Consider the following 22,904-nt stretch of genomic DNA (forward strand, 5'->3'; position numbering starts at 1 on the left):
CTGGCTAGCAAGACCGTTGCGTTCTGTGCTTTGTTGAGATAGCAGAAAACGCGAGAACAAACTGGGCGTAGGCTAATTTCGGGGAAGTAATTACAGGGGGAAAATGCTCGATGAATTCTGTTCATAATGTATCGGCTTTGAAGATCGATGTGTCTTCTGTCGATGCGTATCTTACCGAAGCCGCCAAGAGTGTTTCCGATACCAAAAGCATCGCCCCTGATATCGTCGCCGCTGCCCAGCTTTGCATATCTTCGTTGAAAGCAGGTGGTAAAATCATTTTCTGTGGCAATGGTGGATCTGCCGCTGACGCGCAACACCTCGCGGCCGAATTGATGGGGCGCTTCTTGATCGATCGGAACCCGCTGCCCGCCCTGTCTCTGACCGTTGATACTTCGGCCCTGACCGCAATCGGCAACGACTACGGATATGAGAAGGTTTTCTCCCGGCAGCTTCGCGGGATCGCCCAAAAGGGTGACGTTCTGTTTGGTCTTTCGACCAGCGGCAATAGCAAGAATGTTGTGGAGGCATTTGAGGTCGCAAAGGCGATCAATGTTCACACCATCGCTCTTACGGGTAAGAATGGCGGGAAAATGGCTGAATCTGCAAATGTTTTGCTTGCCGTTCCGCATGATCAGACGAACCACATTCAGGAAGCTCACATTGCTGTCGGTCATCTGATCTGTGCATTTGTAGAGGCTGAATTGTGCTCGCCCAAGCTGTAATTCTTTGTGGCGGTCTCGGCACTCGTCTGGGGGCGTTAACGGCATCCACGCCGAAGCCGATGCTGCCTGTGGCAGGTCGTCCGTTTCTTGATACGCTCATTCAGGAAGTGGCGCGTTACGGCTTTGACGAAATCATCCTGTTAGCCGGCCGATTCGGTGAGCAGATCGTCGAACGGTATGACGGCAGGCAGGTCTTGGGCGCAGTGCTCAAGGTTCTTGTCGAACCGGAGCCGCTGGGAACTGGCGGGGCGCTGCGTTTTGCGGCCGATCATCTCTGTCCGGACTTCGTTCTTCTGAACGGGGATACCTGGATCAATGCAGATCTGACCGTTTTTGCGCAGCGCTGGCTGGAAGAAAAGCGGAAAGATCCGGCTCTGTCTGCTCAACTGCTGCTACAATATGTCGACAGTCCCGGGCGTTTCGGCTCTGTCGAATTCGATCAAGGCCGGGTCACTGCGTTTCGTGAGAAAAATCCGGCTGCAGCCGCCGTTCCTGGCTATATCAATGCCGGTGTTTATTGTCTGGACCGGCGCATCGTATCCGATATGGCTGCAGACGGAGCCATTTCACTTGAGGCCGATATTCTTCCGGGGCTCGTTGAAACGGGGGCCGTGGTGGCCTTTCCGGCGCGAAAAGGCGCTTATTTCATCGATATCGGGGTTCCTGAGAGTTATGCCCAGGCGCAACGCGAACTTGAGGAGGAGAGGTGCAAGCCGGCTCTTTTTCTTGATCGTGATGGAACGCTGAACGAGGATGATGGCTACACCCACAAAGCGGAAGATCTGCGCTGGAAAGATGGCGCGCGCGAGGCCATCCGCTTTGCCAACGATGCTGGTTATTATGTGTTTGTCGTGACCAATCAGGCAGGCATCGCCCATGGCTATTACACGGATGCCGATGTCATCGCTTTTCATGCGGCGATGAAGGCATCGCTTGTCGAGATCGGTGCACATGTCGATGCTTTCGAGTGGTGCCCTTATCATCCTTCCGCCAAGCTTGATGCCTTTAGGCAGGACAGCTCCAGGCGGAAGCCGAAACCCGGAATGCTTCTCGAACTGGCGTCTGAATTTCCGATCGACCTTAAAAAAAGCGTTATGATCGGTGATGCCGACTCGGACGTGAAGGCGGCCAATGCTGCGAATATTCGAGGCGTTTTATTTTCAGGGGGTTCGCTTCTTGATCTTGTGAAGCGGGAAATACCAATGCGAGACAATGTCAATGTGGATTAGTAAGACCCCCCTGCGGGCCAGTTTTCTAGGAGGCGGGACCGACTATCCTTCGTATTTTCAACATCAGCCCGGCGCAGTGCTCGGCGGCACGATTGATAAATATGTCTACATTCAGGCTCTGCCACTGGCTCACATTGCTGAGCAGAAGTACCGAATTACCTATCGGACAACGGAAAGCGTCAATAATATTGACGAAATTCAACACCCGGTGATCCGTGAAGGTTTGCGTTACTACAAATGGGATCAGCCTCTGAATATTGCCACAATGTCCGATCTGCCTGGTGGCACGGGATTGGGAAGTTCTTCGGCTTTTACCGTTGGGCTGATTAATCTGCTGCATAAAATGCGAGGCGTAGAGCTGACCCGTTATGAGCTGGCGCGGCAGTCCATCTACATGGAGCAAGATATCCTGCACGAGAAAATCGGTGTTCAGGATCAGATTCACGCCGCTTTTGGCGGGCTGTCGCGCTACGAATTTGTCGGTGACACAATTTCAATTGAACCGTTGCGCGTCACTACAAGCCGCCTGACGACCTTGAATCGCTCTCTTCTGCTCGTCTATACAGGGGGAGAACGGCGGGCGACTGAGGTGACGGAAGAGCAGGAAAAGCGCACACGTGCCGGCGACAACGAAGCCTATCTGCGGGAAATGTATGAGATGACCCATATTGGCGCCGGTGTGCTGGAGGCCAAGGGCGATGACGTGAAGGCGCTGCAAAGGTTTGGTGAACTTCTTAACCACGGTTGGGAACTGAAGCGCAATCTCGGCAATACGGTTTCGAATGCGCAGATCGATGCAATCTATCTTGCCGGGCGTGAAATGGGAGCCTGGGGAGGCAAGCTGCTCGGTGCCGGAGGAAGTGGCTTCGTGCTGTTCATGGCTGATCCTGAGCTTCACCCGGCTTTTGTCGAGCGTTTTGGCAAGGACCGTGTGGTTCCCATTGAACTCGTCAGTTACGGTTCAAAGGTGCTTCAGCAAATTTAATGCGTGATCAGTTGCGGGATTCACGTATCAATCGGGTTAAGATCCAAAGAGAATTATTGTGAAAAACAAGTCAGCCAATCCCTACCGCGAACGCTTGCCCCACTGGCTCCAGGACAAGGATGTTCAGAATTTCGGGGATTATCTCTCTGATTACTTTGCCGATCGACTTTTTCTTCGCATCCCGCGATTGCCCGGAGAGGTCCGTATCATTGGCAGCTATCTGGATGATGGCCTGATTACACCGACGATTGAGCAGCTACGGACCGATGCTTTTCCGCAAAGAGCCGTATTGACCGCTTGGGGCGGTGGCGTGCGCGCGCCGAAAAGCGTGTCACGCGAAGTTTTGTCCCATCTCGACATATTGTCGGTGCGGGGGCGGTTGAGTGCCAATGAACTCGAACTCGACAACAGTGTACCGATCGGTGATCCAGCTCTTTTGATGCCTGCGCTTTACACGCCCAGGGGCGACGGCCAATTTCGTGGCAAGGCTGTTTGTATTCCGCATTTTCACGATCACCGGACTGATCAGGCGCTGATGGAAATCACCGGCGCCGATATGATTTTGCGGCCAGCGATCAAGCGCAGTCACCAGGCAATCGAGGCCTTTATCGATGCATTGACGACAGCTGATTTTGTGCTGTGCGGCTCGCTGCATGCTGCCATTGTCGCCGCGGCCTATGGCACGCCCTTCGCTTTCTGGAACAGCGGCGAGATCGATCTGCCGTTCAAATGGCAGGACTTTGCCGATTCTGTCGAGATTCCCTGCCTCTTTGCCGACAACGTTGCCGAGGGGCGGGCTCTTTATGAGGCTGAAATCGCGTCGAGCCTGAAGCTGCCTTCCATGTGGCCGATGCTCGCAGTGTCACCCTATCCGATCCGGGCTGAAGCATTGCTGAGCATTCTCGCGTTTGACGTACGACGTTTGGGGATCACAGACACGGCGCGGCTTCTGGAAATCAGGGACAATTTCTCCAGCAAGCGCGGGCACCAGGATGATATTGCCGCCGATGCAAGCCTTTTGGTCGACACGCTGTGGCAGTTTCAGTCCGCCGCTTCACAAGAAGCGCAAGAGGCCCTGTCGGAGCAGATTGCGATGCTAAAGGCAGATGTTGCGCGTGATGCGGCGGCCTTGTCACAGTCTGAGCCTGAACCTGAACGGCATCCGGCCCCTGCTGCGCAGGTCGGGATGCCTGAGGGAAACAGCGAGATGCTCGACGCCTTGAAGGCAAGTTTCGAGACAGCTTTTGCATTGGCCCATGGCCGGATTGATGAACTGGAGCGGCAACTCGATGCAAGCCGTCTGGAACAGTCCAGAATTGCAGGCGAAAAAGCCGAATACGAGAAGCGTATTGCAGCGCTGAGGAGCACGCTCGCGACTACGATTGGTGAACTCACCCAGTTGCGGTGGCTCGCTGATCAGGCCTATTTTCAGCTTTTCAAGGCCTATCGCCGACCCTTCCGGCCTCTCAGAACATATTTTGAACGCGCTTTGTTGCGTCTTCCGATTCTGCTCGGTTTTGCTTTGCCTGAAAGGGCAGTCAAGCGGTTTGAGAAGTCACTCAACAAGCGGAAGCCTAAGACCATGCTGACGGAATGGCAGAAACGGTCGAATGCGCTCAGGCAGCGCATCACCGCTCCTGGCGCAGAAACAGCGGCACCCTACATGCTTGCTTCGGGCCGCGCGCCAGTCGTCACGGAAGATGAAAGGGTACGTGCCAGTCGCATTCTGGTGGTCGACTACCGCCTGCCTCAGCCTGAGGTGTCTGCCGGAGAGAAGGCAACGTTCAACATGTTGCGCGATCTTGTCGCGCTTGGCTTTGACGTTACCTTTCTGGCGACGGATATGGTCAGGCGCTCGCCGTATTTTGAAGATGTGCGGGCTCTGGGTGTCGATGTTGTTACACGCACGGACGAAGTCGAATGGGCAGACTATTACATTCGCAATTACGGGCAGAAGTTTGGCGTGTTCTATTTCTTCCGTGTTAATGTCGCAGAGCAGACGCTGCCAGCTGCGCGTGAAGTCGCTCCAGATGCACGTATCATCTTTCATGCCCCGGATCTGTATTTCTTCCGCGAAGGGCGCGCCGCTGTGCTTTCGGGAAATCCGGAGCAGATCAGGATAGCAGAGGAGACCAAGCATCGCGAATTGTCGATGATGAATGCTGCCGATCACGTCGTTCTGGTCAGCACGGCCGAAGTGCCGAAGCTTGTCGAAAATGGGATCAGCGAAGACAAGATTTCGGTTTTTCCGGCTTTGTACAGCGAGATCGTTGACAACCCGGCAGGCTTTGCAGAGCGGAAGCACATCTTCTTTCTTGGTGGCTTCGGTCATTCGCCGAACGTCGATTCCGTTCTCTGGTTTTCGGAACATGTCTGGCCGCGGATCCATGCAGAAAATCCCGAAATTGAGTTTCATATTATCGGCGCTGAAGCGCCGGATGTGATCCGCGACCTTGATCAACAGCCTGGTATCCGTTTCATCGGCTTTGTCCGCGACATTGATGCGGCTATATCGCACTATCGTCTTTCCGTTGCTCCGCTGATCTATGGCGCTGGCATCAAGGGTAAGGTCGGGGTCGCCATGGGAGCGGGAATTCCGACAATCTGCACAACGATTGCCGCTGAAGGCATGCATATCGTTGATGGAATTCACACGCTTGTGGCCGATGAGCCGGAAGATCTTGCAGACGCCGTTCTCAAGCTCTATCCCGATGCTGCTCTTTGGCAGCGTTTTTCGCAGAATGGGCGCAGGCTGATTGACGAAAATTTCGGGAACGAGGCCAATCGTGCCTCTTATCTCAAGGCGCTGGACCGGGCCCGTGCATTGCCGATCGAGCGCGTCATTTCCTATTGTCAGGACAAGACGCGGGCCATCAAATTCCCTGAATATGATGCCGACCAGGCGATTGATGTGTCAGTCATCATTCCGGTTTACAACAAATGGTCGCTGACGCGAGATTGTCTTGCGTCTGTCGCTCTCGCCGGCCGAGCGAGCGGGATCAGTTATGAGGTGATTATCGCCAATGACGGTTCAACGGATGAGACCGAACGCGAGGCAGCCCTTATTCCGGGATTGAAGGTCGCAACGACACCTGAAAATATGGGCTTCCTGCGCAATTGCAACAATGCGGCCTCCACCGCGCGTGGCAGGGATCTCCTTTTCCTGAACAATGACACGATCGTTATGCCGAACTGGCTGACGACCCTCGTCGAGACCTTAAAAACGGAGGTCGATGCCGGTATAGTCGGTTCTAAGCTGGTCTATCCTGATGGGAAAATCCAGGAGGCTGGCGGCCTGCTTTTCAGCAATGGGCAAGGCGCCAATTATGGTCGCGGCCGAGAGCGTGAGGATCTGGATTGTATCACCCAGCGTGATGTTGATTACATTTCCGGAGCGTCGATACTTGTTGATGGGGCGTTCTGGGCAAAAAATGGCGGGTTTGATGACCGGTATGAACCGGCCTATTGTGAAGATTCCGATCTCGCCATGTCCGCCAGAGCCCACGGGCTCCGGGTTGTCTATGTCCCTGCTTCGGAAGTCGTTCATTTTGAGCATAGCTCTTATGGTGATGAGCTCTCGACGCGGCCCAAGCAGCTGATGCTCGACAATAACAAGAAGCTCTTTCAAAAGTGGCAGCAGCAGTTTGAGCAACAGCACATTGCTCATGAGTTCGGTGATATATTGGCTGCGGCCAATGCGGATCGTTTGCCAGCATGCAAGGCTCGGGAACGGCGGCGTTCTGGCAAACTGAACGTACTTTATTTCAGTCCATTCCCGTCGCATCTGGGGAATGATGAAACGCAAGCGACAAGCGAAGCCTTTTGCAGGAGTTTGCAGGCGCTGGGACACAAGGTTCATTTTGTTCTGCCGCATTCGCATTTTTACAATGATGCCGCTCTGGCTGCGATGAATACGGCATGGGACAGTCTGACCATCGTTCCCAATTCCCGGTGGCTTGTATCGAACGGGGAAGATGTTCCCTTTGACAGTTGGTATGAGGACGGTCTTGGCGAGAATATCCGCATTCTGTGCGCCCGCCACGATATTGATATGGTCTTCTGTTCCTATATTTTCCAATCGAAGATACTGGAATACGTACCGAACCACATTCTGAAAGTCATTGACGCTCATGACAAAATGAGCGGGCGTTACAATATGTTGAGAGAGAGCGGACAGAAGCTCGAATTTTTCTCCTGCGGCCCTGAAGAAGAAGGCCGCTATTTGAGGCGCGCTGACCTGGTTGTCGCCCGGCGGCAGCAGGAGGCTGACTATTTTAACGCAGTGAGTGGTGTCGAAAGCGCGATTGTTATCCCGTATTTCGAGGAGGTGCATTTCTTAAGGCGCCATTTCTCATCCCTAGACAAGATTGGACTTGTGGCGAGTGCCAACCGCATTGATCTGGCGCTGATGCTGGCGTTTCTCAAGTCACTTGAGAGCAGTCTGGCGGGGCGGCAATGCCCTTTCCGAGTTCATATTGCAGGGCCGGTAAAGGATTTGGTGGGCGAGCTTCCGCAGGAAGATGCGGCATATTTTGCAGCCTCTCACGTCATGCTGGATGGCTTTGTGCGCGATATTGCCACCTTCTATGGTAAGGTTGATGTGGTCGTGTCGCCTGAAACCATGGATACGGGCATCAACGCCAAAACAGTTCTGGCCATGGCCTATGGTATGCCGCTTTTGACCACCGTCTGGGGCAGTGACGGGATTGAGACCACAGAACCGTTGCACCGCCACGAAAATCTTGATGACCTCTGCACGAACCTGCTTGCGCTTAGCGAGGATGCCGAGGCCCTTGACGGGCTCGCACGGGTCAGCCGGGAGCGGTACAGTGTCTTCTGTCAGGAGGGCATCGACGCCACGAAGGATCTGATGGCGCGCGCTAAAACGTTTGACGAAATCGAAGACGCGGCAAAGGATCTTTAACGCCGTATTCGGTTGCGGCACCATTTGGTTTATGCCGTTCCTGCAGAACGACCGGATCTGTGTCCCCGTGGATCGTCGTGAGCTGTGTCATATCACGCGCTTCAGGCTTTCCTGCATTTCGAGAAGTGCAGGCAGATAAGTCGTGACAAGGTTTTCGGGACCGTCCTGGGTGGCTGCCATTCCGGTGTTCAAGGCTGCGACCGTGCGTCCGCGACCGTCGAAAAGAGGCACGGCGATTGAGCGCAGGCCGAGCTCGACCTCCTGATCCACCAGAGCATAGCCGTTGCGTCTGACATCGGCGAGCCGCGACAGGATAGCCTGCGGTGTGGCCAGGCTGAAGGGGGTTTTCGGGGCAAGGTCGGCCTGTTCGATCCGCTGGCGTGCCTCCGCCTCGGGCAGGGCGGCCAGCAATACACGGCCCATCGACGTCGCATGGGCGGGCAGCCGTGAACCTGGCATCAGTCCGATGGACATGACCCGGCGCTGGGCAGCACGGGCGATATAGACGATCTCGGTGCCATCGAGAAGGGCCACAGAACAGGACTGGCCGATCTGTTCCGACAGCTGGTCGAGCCAGGGCTGCACCAGCTGCGGCAGCGGCAGGGCATTGAGCGCACTCATGCCCAGCCTGAGCGCTTTCGGCGTCAGGGCGAAATATTTGCCATCATAGCTGGCATAACCCTCCATGTGCAGGGTCAGGAGGCAACGGCGTGCTGTCGCGCGGTCAAGCCCGGTGGCTGCTGCCACATCGGCGATCGAAAGGCGCGGCGTATCGGCGCCGAAACAGGTGATAACGCGGAGACCCTTGGCAAAGGAGGCGATGTGGTCGGTCGGTTTGTTCATGCGATCTGGCCCGGCTTTTGCCGTCACTATGGGCTTGGCCGTGCCGTGCTGCAATCACTTAAGCGGATATCAGTACGCCGAGAGCCAGTCGGCCATGGCACGAAACTTCGTCATTGCCGTCGGGCTGTAGCCCATGGAGCGCAAATAGCCGTGAATCAGGCCTTCTCCCTCGTCAAAGGTGACTGGAACGCCAGCCGCCTCGAGTGCCCTGGCGTAAAGGGCGCCGCTGTCATGAAGCGGATCATTTTCGGCAACGGCGACGAAGGCTGGTGGCAATCCGGCGTGGCTTTCGGCCAGAAGCGGGGCGATGCGGGGATTGAAAAGCACTGCCGGGTCAGGGCTGTACATGGCATTGACGGCTTTCATGCCGCGTGTCTGCAACAGCGGTGCCTCGGCATTGGCAATCATCGACGGCCGGTCGAGTTCGAAATCGCAGGCTGGATAGACCAGAAGCTGGGCGACATAATTGACCGCCGAGCCGCGCATGTCGAGCGTTGAGGCGGCGGCGAGATTGCCACCGGCGCTGTCGCCGCCAATGGCGATACGGGCGGGATCAATGCCCAGCGATGCGGCCTCGTCATGGGCCCATTTCGCCACGGCGTTGACCTGATCGAGGGCGGCGGGGAAGGGGTGTTCCGGCGTCAGCGCATAATCAACCGAGATGACGGTCTGACGGTTCCAGCCGGCAATGCGCGACGTGATATCCCAGTGGGTCTCCGGACTGCCCTGCATCCAGGCACCGCCATGGAGGTAAATCAGGCAGGCCTGTGTGCCGCCGGTCTTGTGGCGGAAGATGCGGGAGCGCACCGGTCCGGCCGGGGTTTGCGTCCATTCAACGCGATCGGTCGAGACATCTTCAGGTGTGGCGAGGCGCATTTCGCTGGCGACGATTTCAAAATGGGCGCGTCGCTCCTGCGGCGTGGCGCCCTGTTTCAGTCGCGCCCACTTGCCGTTCCAGTCTGCAAGAAATGCGTCGAGCTCCGGATTGATCATGGGGTCTCCTCCTCCCTTGGTTTTCTGACATAGGCTAAAATGGTCTCAATGACTTCGCGGCGCAGTGCCGCCTGACCTTTCGCGGTGAAAAGCGCGCTGCCGAAATTGGCGCCGAACGTGTCGGCATTGGCGACGTTGAAGACCGAAAAGGCCGAGATCTGCCAGTGCAGTCGCAAAGGATCGAGACCGGATCTGAAAACGCCGTCGGCTTCGCCCCGGGCGATCAGCTTTTCCAGCCGCTCCACCGCGGCACTGTTCATCTTGGGAATGATTTCGGATCTGCGCAGATAGTCGGCATGGTGAATGTTTTCGATCATCACCATGCGCAGAAAATCGGGGTTGTTGCGGTGGTGATCGAAGGTGAAGCCGACCAGTTTCGCGATGGCCTCCAGCGGTGGCAGATCATCAAGCGAAAGCTTTTTCTCCCCCTCGCGGACCTTGGCATAGGCATATTCCAGTACCTGGGCATAGAGCCCTTCCTTGTCGCCGAAATAATAGTAGATCATTCGCTTCGAAGTCTTCATCGAGGCGGCGATACGGTCAACGCGCGCACCAGAAAGACCATTCTGAGCGAACTCTGTCATCGCCACACGAATGATGTCGCGTTTTACCGCTTCGGGGTTCTGCTTCCAGCCCTGTCTTGATTTATCATTTTCATTCAATGGCTTGGCCAAGGCTTCCTCCACGCTGAAATTGATCATTATCACGATTGTTTTTAACTATCCAGTACAAAGCGGTTGACATAATTAACTGGCTGGAACAATTTGACGCATGAGGAGGCACCTCGCGAGGTTTGGGAGGACCAGGCGAAGATGACCGAGATGAGCGCAGCCGGCGGCCCGTCTGAAACGGGGCGAGGTCCGGTGCATACTGTCCATGTCGGCCTTGTCGGCAAAGGCATTCAGGGATCGCGGACCCCCGCCATGCATATGGCAGAAGGTACTGCCCAGGGCATTGCCTATCGCTATGATCTGATTGACGTTGATGCCATGGAGACGCCGGTGACGCTTCGGGAAATTGTCGAGCGCGCCGAGGCTGACGGCTTCGCCGGGCTCAACATCACCTTTCCCTTCAAGAAGGACGTGATCGGCTTTGTCGATCACCTGTCAGACAATGCGAGGAAGGTCGGAGCGGTAAATACCGTTGTCTTCAAGGATGGTCAGCGTTTTGGTCACAATACCGATTTTTGGGGCTTCGCCGAAAGTCTGCGGCGTGGTCTGGGGGAGGCGGATCGCCGCCATGTTCTCTTGCTTGGCGCCGGTGGCGCTGGCGGCGCGCTCGCCCATGCGCTGCTGTCGCTTGGTGTTGTTGATCTGATGATCGCCGACAACAATGAGGCGGCTGCAGCAGCGCTGGCGGATCAGGTGGGCGGGCGCGTCGCCGTCGATATGGCCGAAGCGGCGAACCGGGCTGATGGCATTGTCAATGCGACGCCGATGGGCATGGCGAAAATGCCGGGTACGGCTATCGATCCCGCGCTTCTTCAGGCGCGCCATTGGGTCAATGATATTGTTTATTTTCCGCTTGAAACGGAGCTTCTGCGACAGGCACGCCTGCGTGGATGCCGGGTTTTGAGCGGCGCGGGCATGGCCGTGTTTCAGGCCGTGCGCGCATTTGAACTCTTCACGGGGCTTGAGGCGGATCCGGCGCGCATGCGTCTCGCTTTCGAGGCATTCGCGAAGACCGATTGAACGCAGCAAGGGAGGAGAGCATGCGTCTCATGATGAACAGGTTCAAGACAGGCGTCGCCGCCATGGCCATCACCATGATCGGCAGTGCGGCACTGGCGCAGCAGCCGATTGAAATCATCTATTCCGATACGGTTTCGCAAAATGACATACGATCGACCACGCTGAAGGAGCAGTTTGGCGATTGCCTGGGCGATGGCTTTGTTTTCAAACCCTATTTTGGCGCAACCCTGTTCAAGCAGGGCACCGAGCTGACCGCGATGCAGCGCGGCAATCTCGATATGGGCAATCTCGCCATCTATGATTTCCAGAACCAGGTGCCCTCGACATCCGTGCTCGGCATGCCGTTCCTGTTCCGCGACTATTCTCACATGCGCGCGGTCTATGATGGCGATGTGCTGAACGACATGCTCGCCGAGATTGAGGACAAGGCCAAGGTCAAGGTGTTGGCTTTCCCCTATATCGGCGCGCGCGAGCTTGGCTATAAGGGCGACAAGGAGATCATGACGCCGGATGACCTGAAGGGCGTGAAACTGCGCATGCCGCCGGGTGAGGGCTGGCAGTTTGCCGGTGAGGCCATGGGGGCGACACCGGTGCCGGTGCCGTTCACGGAAGTCTATACCGCGCTTCAGACCGGTGCGATCGACGGGCAGGACAATGCGCTCCCGGCCACCGATTCGATGAAATTCTACGAAGTGATCAACAAGATCGGTATGACCAACCATCTGATTTCAGCGAATCTCTTCACCATCTCGCTTTCCAAATGGAACAAGATGGATGCCGAGCAGCAGGCAAAGGTGCAACAATGCGCCGATAATTTCGAGGCATCGCTCGACAAGATCACCCTTGATCAGGAAGCAACGCTTCAGGACAAGTTCAAGGGCCTCGGCATCGATATCTATACGCCGGACAATGCCGCCTTCCAGCAGCGCGTGCTGAAAGCCTATCTTGATTCTGACTATTCCAAGGACTGGCCGGACGGTCTCGTCGACCAGATCATCGCCGTCGGCAAGAACTGAAACAGAAAGCAGGCGGGCGCATGATGCCCGCCTGCCAGGCATCACGAACGTGACAGGAATACGGATATGGCCAGGCTGACAGCGGTTTACCGTTGGTTCGGTAGACGGGCGGAGAATTTGCTCGCCCTTTTGCTTGCCTCTCTCTTTGCGGCATTTCTTCTGCAGATCGTCTTTCGCTATCTGCTGAACCTGCCGGTCGGCTGGACGGTGGAATGGGTCACGATCGCCTGGCTCTGGGGCATTCTCTTCGGTTATGCCTTCGTCATTCGCGAGACAGATATCATCCGTCTCGACATTGTCTACAGTGCCTGTCCGCGCGGCATGCGCCGTGCCTTCGACGTGATTTCGGGCGGCATCATCGCGGCGATCTTCATCTACAGCCTGATCCCGACATGGGACTATATCACCTTCATGTCGATTGAACGGACTGCCTACCTCAGAATTCCGTTCTCCTATGTCTTCGCCATCTACATGCCCTTCGCCCTCTCGGTGATCGTCCGCGCGCTGATCATGGTCTGGGCGGGGCTGAGCGGTTCCGGCCGCCGTCACGACACTGAACATTCAGCCGAAAGTCACGACTATGACTGATCCCTTCGCGCTTTGCCTCATCATCATTGTCGTGCTGTCGCTGATGGGCGCGTCCGTCGGCATTGCCATGGTGGCCGGGTCGATCGTCTATCTCGGCATGGCCGGTTTCGATCCATCGATCGCATCGGAAACGCTGCTGCAGGGGCTGTTCAACAGCTATACGCTACTGGCCATTCCGCTTTTCATCCTGGCGGCCGATATCATGAATATGGGCAGCCTCGCAGACCGGCTGCTGGCTTTCAGCCAGGCGCTGGTCGGGCGTTTTCGCGGCGGTCTTGGCCATGTCAACGTCGTGTCCTCTGTGATCTTTTCCGGGATGTCGGGTTCGGCGATTGCCGATGCTGTCGGCATGGGGCGGATCATCATCAACATGATGACCAAGGACGGGCGCTATCCTGCCTCCTATGCGGCGGCGATCACGGCGGCGACTGCGACCGTCGGCCCGGTGATCCCGCCTTCCATTCCGATGGTGCTCTATGCGCTCGTTTCGGATCAGTCGATCAGCTATCTGTTTGCCGCCGGTCTTCTGCCCGGGCTGCTGATGGCCCTGGTGATGGCGGTGATGAATTTCACCATTGCCCGCCGTCGCAATTTCCCGGTCGATGAGGTCGTGCCGATCAGGAAGCTGCCGGGCATCACCTGGCGGGCATTGCCGGCGCTGATGCTGCCGATCATTCTTCTGGGCGGGATCTATGGCGGTATTACCACGCCGACAGAAGCCGCAGCGGTCGCCGCCTTCTACGCGCTGTTCGTCTCGGTGGTTGTCTATCGCTCGGTCCGGTTTGGCGACTTCTATTATGCGCTTCTCGGCTCGGCGAAATCGACCGCTTCAGTCGGCGTGCTCGTCGCCGGCGCCATCACCTTCAATTACGTCATCACCCGGGAGAACCTGCCGGATACGATCTCGGCCTTCATCGCGCACTATCATTTCTCGCAGGTCGGTTTCCTGATTGCCATCAATGTCCTGCTGCTGATGCTCGGCATGTTTCTGGAGGGCGGCGCGATCCTGCTGATCATCGTGCCGATCCTGATCCCGACCGTGCAGGCCATGGGCATTGATCTCGTCCATTTCGGCGTTATCGTCATCGTCAACACCATGATCGGCCTGATCACGCCGCCTTATGGATTACTTCTTTTCGTCACAGCCAATATCACCAAGGAGCCGCTCGGCGCGATCATTCGCGATGTGGTGCCATTTATCATCGCGCTGATCGTGGCGCTCGGCATCATCACCTTCTCGCCCGATTTCGTTCTCTTCCTGCCACGCCTTCTCGGATATCAGGGGTAAGATCATGAAGATGTCGATTGCCACCGTTTCGATTTCCGGCACGCTCACCGACAAGCTCACGGCGATAGCCGCTGCCGGTTATGACGGGATCGAGATTTTCGAGCAGGATTTTTTGGCCGATGTCACAAGTCCGCGCGAGATCGGCAGGATGGTGCGTGATCATGGTCTGACGATCACCCTGTTTCAGCCTTTCCGCGATTTCGAAGGGCTGCCGGAGCCATTGCGCGCCAAGGCCTTTGACCGCGCCGAGCGGAAGTTTGACCTGATGCAGGAGCTGGGGACCGATCTCATCCTGATCTGTTCTTCGGTCCATCCCCAGGCGCTTGGCGGCGTCGACCGGGCGGCCGCCGATCTGGCAGCGCTTGGCGAACGGGCGGCAGCGCGGGGCCTGAAGATCGGCTATGAGGCGCTGGCCTGGGGGCGGCATGTTTTTGATCATCGCGATGCCTGGGAGATCGTGCGCCGGGCCGATAATCCGGCGGTTGGGCTGATCCTTGACAGTTTTCACACGCTGAGCCGCAAGATCGATCCCGAGACGATCCGCGCCATCCCCGGAGACCGGATTTTCTTTGTGCAGCTGGCCGATGCGCCGGCCATCGACATGGATCTCCTCTACTGGTCGCGTCATTTCCGCAACATGCCGGGTGAGGGGGATCTGGATGTCACACGTTTCATGCGGGCGGTGATGGCGACCGGCTATGCGGGGCCGATCAGCCTGGAAATCTTCAACGATCAGTTTCGCGGCGGCTCTGCCGAAAATATTGCCCGCGATGGCTATCGCTCGCTGGTCGCGCTGATGGATGATGTGCGCCGCGCCGAACCGTCACTGGCGATCGATCTTGCAGACATGCCGCCGCCGATCCGTCCCGAAGGCGTATCCTTTATCGAGTTCGCGACCCGTGGCCCGGAAGCCGAAACCCTTGCAAAGGCGCTCGTTGCCATGGGCTTTGTCGCGACAGCCCGGCATCGCAACAAGGCGGTAACGGTCTTCCAGCAGGGCGATATCCGCATCGTTCTGAACGGAGAGACCGAGGGCCATGCCGATACGACCTACCGGGTGCGTGGAACCACGGTTTGTGACATCGGTCTCAAAGTGCCGTCCGAAGCGGATGCCGTTGCCCGTGCCGTGGCGCTGGGTGCAGAAAGTTTCAGTCAGCCGTCGGGGCCGGGCGAGATGGAGATTCCCGCCATTCGCGGGCTCTCAGGCAGCGTCATCCACTTCGTCAGCTCCCTATCGGGGCGCGACAAGGTCTGGGAAACCGAGTTTTTGCCGACAGGTGAGACGCCGGCCGATGATTTGATCGCGGTCGATCACATGGCGCAAACCATGAGTTATGACGATATGCTCAGCCTGACCCTGTTTTACACGACGCTGTTCGATATGGATAAGTCGCCGATTGTCGATGTTATTGATCCGAACGGGCTGGTGCGCAGCCAGGTGGTGGAAAGCGCCGATGGTGCCCTCAGGGTGACGCTCAATGGCGCCGACAGCCATCGCACGCTGGCCGGCAATTTCCTCACCGAAACCTTCGGTGCATCGGTTCAGCATATCGCACTGTCGACCGAAGATATTTTCGCGACGCTGGAAAATCTCGCGAAAAAGGGGTTTGCCCCGCTGCCGATCTCGCCGAATTATTATGATGATCTGGCCGCGCGGTTTGATTTTCCACCCGGTCTTCTCGCCCGGCTTCAGGCGATGAATGTGCTTTATGATCGTGATGCCGGTGGTGCCTTCTTCCAGTGCTACAGCCGCTCGGTGCCGGGTGGGCTGTTCTTTGAAATTGTTCAGCGCGAACCCGGTTATCGGGGTTTCGGCGGGCCCAATGCGCCTTTCCGCATCGCCGCGCAGAAGCGGCTGATGCGACCGAAAGGCATGCCGCTGGCGTGAAGAAAGTTCAGGGCATGATGGCAGGGAAGGGGGCGGCGAGAACCCGCTCCTTCAGGTCTTTCATTTCGTCCGCATCAGCCCTGCCATTGGCTGCAGCCGCGATCCTGCACCAGATTGCGCGATAGAGAATTGCCGCCGTTGCGGTGGCAAAATCATGCGCCTGCGGGCGCGGATCATCACATGTCACCAGCCGCTGCCGCCAGCGGCTCCAGCCATCCAGCAGCGCGGTAATAGCGCTATCTCCCTGCGACAGCCGGGCAACGAGGCTGGCGAACTGGTCGGCACCAAGGCCGCCTTGATGGGTGAGGCTGCGTGTGGCGGTCGTCAGGGCGTGAATGCCGTTGGCACCTTCATAGATGGCGGTGATGCGGGCATCGCGCCAGATCTGGCTCAGGCCATATTCGGTGAGATAGCCATAGCCGCCGAGTATCTGAATGCCGAGATCGGCGGCGCGAATGCCCGCTTCCGTCGCAAAGAGCTTGGCGATGGGCGTGAGGAAATCGGCAAGCGCCGGGTTTTCACCAAGGCAAGATTCCACCAGTGCCAGATGGGCGATCGCCCGGCTACCGAGCGTCAGCGCCCTTTGTTCGCAAAGCATGCGTTGGATATCGGGGTGGTCGTTCAAAAGGGCGGCTGAACCATCCGCTTTTCGCCCCTGCTGGCGTTCACCAGCATAGGTGCTGGCGATGTGGAAGGCGTGCGCCGCATGGGCAACGCCCTGAAGCGCCACATCGATGCGGGCGTGGTTCATGACGGTGAACATCGCCTTCAGCCCGTCGCCCTCCGCGCCGATCCGTTCAGCCGGCGTGTCGGCAAAACTCATCTGACAGGTGGGAGAGGCGTGGAGGCCGAGCTTTTCCTCGATGCGGGTGATGCTGAGCGTCTCTCCGGCGGTTGCACGGTCTGTCAGAAACAGCGAAAGCCCTTTCACGCCGGCAGCGGCATCGCCGGTGCGTGCCAGCACCAGATGCAGGATATTGTCGCTCATATCCTGATCGCCACCGGAGATGAAGATCTTCTCTCCGGTTAGTTTGTAGCCTGTGCCATCACGGAGCGCGATGGTGCGGATGCGCGACAGGTCCGAGCCCGCGCCCGGTTCCGTCAGGCACATGGTGGCAAGCGTCGAACCATCGGCAAGGGAAGGGATCCACTTTTCCTTCTGCCCGTCACTGCCGAAATGGAGGAGCGTTTCAATGGCGCCTGGTACCAGATTGCAGATCATCTGCAGCGCGTGATTGGCACCGGAAAAGATCTCGGAAATCCCCGCTGCAATCGCCGGGGAAAGCCCCATGCCGCCATAAGATTCAGGCACTGAAAGCCCCTGCCAGCCGGCCTCGGCCAGGTCGCGATAGGCGGCGGCAAAGCCTGCCGGCATGCGCACGCGCCCGCCTTCGAAATGGCAGCCTTCGGCATCGCCACCGGCATTGAGCGGCGCGATCACGCCTTCGGCAAAGGCGGCGAAATGGGCGAGAATTTCGCTGGTCGTCTCCGCGTCGAAATCGGGCAGGCGGCCGGCATCGGCGATATTGACAAGTGAGAACAGGATATCCTCGACGGGGGCGGCAAAGGGGATCACATCAAACCTCCATGCCGAGCAGCCGCATGGCGTTTTCCTTCAGGATCAGCGGTCTCACCTCATCGCGAAACGGCGCCTTGTCGAAGGCGTCGAGCCATTTTTCGGGTGCGATCATCGGCCAGTCGGAACCGAACAGCATCTTCTTCTTCAACAGCGTGTTGGCATAACGCACGAGGATTTCGGGGAAGTATTTCGGCGACCATCCCGACAGGTCGATATAGACATTCGGCTTGTGGGTGGCGACGGACAGCGATTCCTCCTGCCAGGGGAAGGAGGGATGTGCGAGGATGATCGGCATGTCGGGGAAATCGACAGCGATATCATCGATATACATCGGATCGGAATATTTCAGCCGCATGCCGTTGCCGCCGCGCATGCCGGAACCGACGCCGGTCTGTCCGGTGTGAAACAGTGCCGGTTTGCCGGTTTCGGCAATCGCCTCGTATAGCGGATAGGCCATGCGGTCATTGGGGTAAAAACCCTGCATGGTGGGGTGAAACTTGAAACCCTGAATACCGTGATTTTCAACGAGATCGCGTGCCTCTCGGGCACCGAGCTTTCCCTTGGCGGGATCGATCGAGGCGAAGGGAATGAGGATGTCGGACTCCTTCGCGCAAGCCTCTGCCACTTCATAGTTGGAATAGCGGCGAAAGCCCGTTTCACGCTCGCTGTCGACCGGGAAGATCACGGCGGCAATGTTCATTTCACGGTAATGGGCAGCGGTCTCGGGAATGGTTGGCGGATGCGCCCAGGGGGCGTTGAAATATTTCGCCATCGAGGTCTGCAGATCATCATAGCCATCATCGGCATGGCAGCCGCAGGGCTCTTCTGCATGGGTGTGGAAATCGATGGCGCGGACCTTGGAAAAATCGACCATGGGAAAAGCCTTTATACGCGGATGAGTGCCGGATCCTGGTTGTCATAAAGCCGTTCGAGAAGATCGTGACGGCGGGTGATGATCCGGCGGATATTGAGGGAACCCTTGTCGGTGATCTCACCGTCCTTCAGGCTCGGCGGCTCGGCGAGGATGATGGCGCGGGCAATACGTCGGGCCGAACCCGTGGCCCTGCGCACCAGAAGCCTTAATTCCCAGTGGATGGCGGCCTGAAGATGTTCGTCAATCACTGCACCTTCAGAGGTGTTGCCATCATGGACCATTGCGGGATCGGGGAAGATGAACAGGCCGACCTCACCGCGATCATGGCCGCAGACGACCAGATCGCGCACCAGACCGCGCAGCACGTCGAGCGCTTCCAGCCGCAGGGTTCCTGCCTGCACCCAGGTGCCGGTCATGAGTTTGAAATCCTCCGAGACGCGGCCGTCAAAGACGAGGCCCCGGTCCGGATCGTCGGCGGCAACGAAACGCACCGCATCGCCGGTGATCATGAAACCTTCCTCGTCAAAGGCTTCCGCGGTCTTTTGTGGGTCATCGAGATAGCCGGGCATGATGTTGATTCCCTTGACCCGGAGCTCGCAACGCATTTCGTCATCGGGCAGAAGCTTGATCTCGGTGCCCGGCAGTGGCACGCCGATGACGCCGGAGCGGCCGATCTGCTCATGCAGCATGATGGTTGCGGGCGCGGTTTCTGTCATGCCCCATGAGGAGATCATTAGCGGCAACCGGCCCTGAACCTCCATCGCCATATCCTCCAGCCGCGTCCATATATCCTGCGGCAGCGAGGCGCCCGCATAGAAGATCATGTCAAGATCGCCGAAATAGGCGCGGCGCAGCGCAAGATCGCTTTCCATGGCATGCACCAGCATGGAAAAGCCGACCGGCACATTGAAGGCCAGATTGCCGGGATGCATCTTGATGTTTTCGATCGAGGTCGGAAAGGCCTTTGCCGTCGGCTTGCCGTGATCGATATAAAGCGAGCCGCCATGGGCCAGCATCATGTTGACATTATGCGAGCCACCGAAGACGTGGTTCCAGGGCAGCCAGTCGCAGATGACCGGCGGGCGTTCCTTGATGAAGGGCAGCACGGAGGCCATCTGGCTCTGATTGGCGCACATCATCTTCTGCGTCGTCATCACCGCCTTGGGGTTCGAGGTCGAGCCCGAGGTGAAGAGCAGCTTGGCAAGCGTGTCCGGGCCGACACCGGCGTGAACGGCGTCGAGATCGACACCGGCATCCCCTTGCAAAAGATCGGAGAAGGCAATGACCGGACGCGGCGCACCCTCTGTGCTGACGGCGATAATGTCGATATCGTCGAATTCCGGTCGCGACAGCGCCTTTGCGTATCGTGCTGCATCATCGACAAAGGCAAGCGCCGGGCGCAATTTGCCAATCGCATAGGCAAGCCGCCCATGAGCCTCCTCGATCAGCGAATATTGTTCGGCAAGCGGTGCTGTCGGAATGCCGGCATATTGGGCGGCGAAGGACAGGATGGCGTGGTCGACGCCATTGCCGGACATGATCAGGATCGGCCGCTCCGGCCCGTAGCCACGGCCCACAAGGGCGCTGGCGACCGCGCGCACCATGTCGCTGATTTCGCCATAGCCATGTTCGCGCCAGCCGGCGCCAGCACGTTCTGCCAGAAACACGCGCGACGGTGCTGTTTTTGCCCAGTGATCAAGCCAGATACCGGTATGGGCGACAACCGGGTTCAGCGGCACATTGGATGTGGCCAGCAACGCCCCGTCGGCCCTTGTCTCAAGATTGACCGAATGCGCGATGAGTGTCAGCTCTTTGGCAAGAACTTCCATGGGTTTCTCCTCCCGGGCAATCCCTCCCCGGATTGCCTTTCATGGTCTTTCAGCAGATGGTCTGAACTGCCCTGAAGCTGCTCAGGGGCCAGTGCCAATGCGGCGCAAAAGATCGCGCAGCAAATCCTGTTCATTCTCGTCAAGCGTTCCGGCAAAGAGTGCCGTTTCATGGTCGCGCACGGTTTGCCGGGCTTTTTCAAACAGGCGCCGGCCCTTCGGTGTGGCCCGCAGCGCATAGGTGCGGCGGTCGCCGGGAACGCGGTTGCGCGAAATCAGCTCGGCATCTTCCAGCGCATCGACAAGCACGACCATGCCGGAGCGTTCCAGTTTCAGAACCTGGCTCAGCTGGGTTTGCGAGATATCCGGATTTTCGACAACGACGGACAGGACGGAAAAATCCATGATCTTGAGGCCAAGCGGCTCCAGCACACGGCGCATATCGTCACGGATCAGCAGGAAGGCGCGCTTCATGTTGTAGCCGATGAATTCGCGCAGAATGTCATCGCTGGGCCCTGTGGCGCTGTCCTGCTGCGTGGTTTTCATCTTTGCACTCTCGCTCATCGTTTCGCTTTCCTCTTTCTATCGTGCGACCAGATCCACCAGCCAGTAGCTGAGCGCCGGGACGCTGATCAATAGGATGATGCGCAGCATCTCCGACAGGATAAAGGGCACCGTGCCGATGAAAATGGAGCGCAGGGGGATGTGTTTCGCCATGGATGAAATGACGAAAAGGTTCATGCCGACCGGCGGCGTGATCATGCCGACCTCCACCACCACCAGTGTGATGATGCCGAACCAGAGTGCTGTATGTTCCGGCGTCATGCCGAAATCGAGCGCCATGATGGTCGGGAAGAACACCGGAACCGTCAGCAGGATCATCGACAGGCTGTCCATGACGCAGCCCATGATCAGGTAGAAGACCACGATCGCCAGCATCACCGCCATGGGGGAGAGGCCTGCCGTGCCGAACCATGCAGCGACGTCTGTCGGCATGCGGCTGAGCGCGAGCGCGACATTGAAGATATCGGCGCCAAAGACGATGGCGAAGATCATCGCCGAGGATGCCGCCGTATCGATTAGCGAGCCGACAATATCGCGAAAGCCGAGGCCGCCGGTTGCGACACCGACGATCAGCGTCAGCACGACGCCGATGGATGCGCCCTCTGCCGGCGTGAAGAAGCCGCCATAAATGCCGCCCAGCACGACGACGAAGATGCCGACGATGTGCCAGATGCCGAGCGTTGCGCGAATGCGCTGCCGGAAGGGGATCGGGGCATGATCGGGTCCCTGATCGGGGAAAAGCCGGACATAAATGGCAATGGCGATAAAAAAGCCGATCACGGCCAGCGTTGCGGGAATGGTGGCCGCCAGAAACAGTTTGACGATGTTCTGCTCGGTCAGGAGCGCATAGATGATCAGCACGACCGAAGGCGGGATCAGGATGCCGAGCGTGCCGCCGGCCGCCAGTGATCCGGCCGAGAGCGCCCCGGCATAGCCATGGCGGCGCATTTCCGGCAGGGCGACGCGGGCCATGGTCGAGGCAGTCGCCAGCGACGATCCCGAGATCGAGCCGAACATGGCGCAACCGGCAACGGCCGCCATTGCGAGCCCGCCGCGGAAATGGCCGACCCAGGCATTGGAGGCGGAAAACAGTCGCGCCGAAATGCCGGAACGGGTGGCGATATGGCCCATCAGGATAAAAAGCGGCACGATCGCAAGCTCATAGGACGTGAACTTGTCGACCCAGGCGGTATCGATGTAAAAAAGCAGGCTTTGCGGCGTCGACAGCAGCATGTAGCCGACGGCTCCGACCCCGCCCATGGCAAGCGCGATCGGCATGCGCAGGAAGATCAACGCCAGCAGCACGGCAATCATCAATATGGCAATCACCATCGGTGTCATCACGACACCTCCGTCATCTGTGAGACCGGCTGGCGCGCGCGCAGATCGTCAATCCCGGTCGAAAGTGCGATGATCGCTGAAAGGCCGGTTCCGATGACGGCTGGCAGATAGATCATCCAGACCGGGAAATTCAACAGCATGGTTCTGTCGCCATAATCGAGCATGGTCTGCATGCCGTGGAAGAGCCGCCAGCTCAAGATGGCCCAGGCGAGCGCAAACAGCAGCGTCCAGAGCCCATCCAGGCGGCGCTGGCCACGTGTGGGCATCCATGCAGTGAACAGATCCACCATCACATGGCCCTTGCTGTACTGGCACAGCGGCAGAAACAGTGACGCACAGGCGGCGCAGACGAGCTGCATGGCCTCGAAATCGCCGCGTATGCCGCCAAGTCCGAGCGCGCGCAGCAGAACCGAGATGGAAACCATGATTGCAGCGGCGAAGGCGGCAAAGCCGCCAAGGCCCGCCGAAACAAGGCTGAGCCGGTAGAGCCAGAGGAAGCGGGGGGTGTCAGCCCCCGCCGCCTTCATATCGGCTGGTCTGGTCTCAGCCATTG

18 protein-coding genes are annotated in these 22,904 nt (G+C 58.0%); 9 read left to right on the forward strand and 9 right to left on the reverse strand.

Annotated features, from left to right (window positions below):
• Nucleotides 1-110: 110 nt before the first annotated feature.
• From gmhA to FJU08_RS07215, 4 genes are read left to right on the forward strand one after another with little or no spacing between them, the layout of a single operon-like run.
• Nucleotides 111-722, forward strand: a complete 612-nt coding sequence (gene gmhA, locus FJU08_RS07200; RefSeq protein WP_181409778.1) for a D-sedoheptulose 7-phosphate isomerase — start codon at nucleotides 111-113, stop codon at nucleotides 720-722.
• A complete protein-coding gene (locus tag FJU08_RS07205; RefSeq protein WP_141148306.1) occupies nucleotides 704-1,951 on the forward strand; it encodes an HAD-IIIA family hydrolase in 1,248 nt (415 codons plus the stop codon). The genes gmhA and FJU08_RS07205 overlap by 19 nt, the downstream gene beginning before the upstream one ends.
• A complete protein-coding gene (locus FJU08_RS07210) occupies nucleotides 1,941-2,936 on the forward strand; it encodes a GHMP family kinase ATP-binding protein (RefSeq protein ID WP_141148307.1) in 996 nt (331 codons plus the stop codon). Before FJU08_RS07205 ends, FJU08_RS07210 begins: the two co-directional genes overlap by 11 nt.
• Nucleotides 2,937-2,994: 58 nt before the next feature.
• Entirely contained in the window at nucleotides 2,995-7,860 is a 4,866-nt protein-coding gene (locus FJU08_RS07215) for a glycosyltransferase (RefSeq protein ID WP_141148308.1), read from the forward strand.
• A gap of 87 nt (nucleotides 7,861-7,947) precedes the next feature.
• Here the strand turns inward: FJU08_RS07215 and FJU08_RS07220 are convergent, their stop codons facing one another.
• From FJU08_RS07220 to FJU08_RS07230, 3 genes are all read right to left on the reverse strand, one after another.
• The gene (locus FJU08_RS07220; protein ID WP_141148309.1) at nucleotides 7,948-8,703 is read right to left on the reverse strand and encodes an IclR family transcriptional regulator domain-containing protein; all 756 of its coding nucleotides are present in this window, start codon (nucleotides 8,701-8,703) and stop codon (nucleotides 7,948-7,950) included.
• Nucleotides 8,704-8,772: 69 nt separating this feature from the next.
• The gene (locus FJU08_RS07225) at nucleotides 8,773-9,696 is read right to left on the reverse strand and encodes an alpha/beta hydrolase (protein ID WP_141148310.1); all 924 of its coding nucleotides are present in this window, start codon (nucleotides 9,694-9,696) and stop codon (nucleotides 8,773-8,775) included.
• Nucleotides 9,693-10,370: a TetR/AcrR family transcriptional regulator gene (locus FJU08_RS07230; RefSeq protein ID WP_235890616.1), complete on the reverse strand. Its 678-nt coding sequence runs from the start codon at nucleotides 10,368-10,370 to the stop codon at nucleotides 9,693-9,695. Before FJU08_RS07230 ends, FJU08_RS07225 begins: the two co-directional genes overlap by 4 nt.
• A 147-nt stretch (nucleotides 10,371-10,517) precedes the next feature.
• Here FJU08_RS07230 and FJU08_RS07235 point away from each other — a divergent pair, with 147 nt between their 5' ends.
• From FJU08_RS07235 to FJU08_RS07255, 5 genes are all read left to right on the forward strand, one after another.
• A complete protein-coding gene (locus FJU08_RS07235; protein WP_141148602.1) occupies nucleotides 10,518-11,387 on the forward strand; it encodes a shikimate dehydrogenase in 870 nt (289 codons plus the stop codon).
• A 29-nt stretch (nucleotides 11,388-11,416) separates the two neighbouring features.
• A complete protein-coding gene (dctP, locus tag FJU08_RS07240; protein WP_210245199.1) occupies nucleotides 11,417-12,403 on the forward strand; it encodes a TRAP transporter substrate-binding protein DctP in 987 nt (328 codons plus the stop codon).
• Between the two features lie 66 nt (nucleotides 12,404-12,469).
• Nucleotides 12,470-12,991, forward strand: coding sequence for a TRAP transporter small permease (locus FJU08_RS07245; protein ID WP_141148313.1), 522 nt, complete (start codon nucleotides 12,470-12,472; stop codon nucleotides 12,989-12,991).
• The gene (locus FJU08_RS07250; protein ID WP_141148314.1) at nucleotides 12,984-14,279 is read left to right on the forward strand and encodes a TRAP transporter large permease; all 1,296 of its coding nucleotides are present in this window, start codon (nucleotides 12,984-12,986) and stop codon (nucleotides 14,277-14,279) included. The genes FJU08_RS07245 and FJU08_RS07250 overlap by 8 nt, the downstream gene beginning before the upstream one ends.
• 4 nt (nucleotides 14,280-14,283) lie before the next feature.
• The gene (locus tag FJU08_RS07255) at nucleotides 14,284-16,167 is read left to right on the forward strand and encodes a bifunctional sugar phosphate isomerase/epimerase/4-hydroxyphenylpyruvate dioxygenase family protein (protein ID WP_141148315.1); all 1,884 of its coding nucleotides are present in this window, start codon (nucleotides 14,284-14,286) and stop codon (nucleotides 16,165-16,167) included.
• Between the two features lie 7 nt (nucleotides 16,168-16,174).
• On the opposite strand, the gene FJU08_RS07260 is transcribed toward FJU08_RS07255, so the two are convergent.
• From FJU08_RS07260 to FJU08_RS07285, 6 genes are all read right to left on the reverse strand, one after another.
• Nucleotides 16,175-17,743, reverse strand: coding sequence for an acyl-CoA dehydrogenase family protein (locus tag FJU08_RS07260; protein WP_141148316.1), 1,569 nt, complete (start codon nucleotides 17,741-17,743; stop codon nucleotides 16,175-16,177).
• 1 nt (nucleotide 17,744) lies between these two features.
• Nucleotides 17,745-18,620, reverse strand: coding sequence for an amidohydrolase family protein (locus FJU08_RS07265; protein ID WP_141148317.1), 876 nt, complete (start codon nucleotides 18,618-18,620; stop codon nucleotides 17,745-17,747).
• A gap of 11 nt (nucleotides 18,621-18,631) precedes the next feature.
• The gene (locus FJU08_RS07270; protein ID WP_141148318.1) at nucleotides 18,632-20,449 is read right to left on the reverse strand and encodes a feruloyl-CoA synthase; all 1,818 of its coding nucleotides are present in this window, start codon (nucleotides 20,447-20,449) and stop codon (nucleotides 18,632-18,634) included.
• An 81-nt stretch (nucleotides 20,450-20,530) separates the two neighbouring features.
• Nucleotides 20,531-21,010 (reverse strand): MarR family winged helix-turn-helix transcriptional regulator, encoded by a 480-nt coding sequence (locus FJU08_RS07275; RefSeq protein ID WP_235890617.1) that lies wholly within the window; start codon nucleotides 21,008-21,010, stop codon nucleotides 20,531-20,533.
• An 18-nt stretch (nucleotides 21,011-21,028) separates the two neighbouring features.
• Nucleotides 21,029-22,351 carry a TRAP transporter large permease gene (locus tag FJU08_RS07280; RefSeq protein WP_141148604.1) on the reverse strand — a complete coding sequence of 441 codons (1,323 nt, stop codon included), beginning with the start codon at nucleotides 22,349-22,351 and terminating at the stop codon, nucleotides 21,029-21,031.
• Nucleotides 22,351-22,902: a TRAP transporter small permease gene (locus FJU08_RS07285; protein WP_210245200.1), complete on the reverse strand. Its 552-nt coding sequence runs from the start codon at nucleotides 22,900-22,902 to the stop codon at nucleotides 22,351-22,353. The genes FJU08_RS07280 and FJU08_RS07285 overlap by 1 nt, the downstream gene beginning before the upstream one ends.
• Nucleotides 22,903-22,904: the final 2 nt, after the last annotated feature.

It is taken from the genome of Martelella alba, from assembly GCF_006516955.1.
Taxonomy (GTDB): domain Bacteria; phylum Pseudomonadota; class Alphaproteobacteria; order Rhizobiales; family Rhizobiaceae; genus Martelella; species Martelella alba.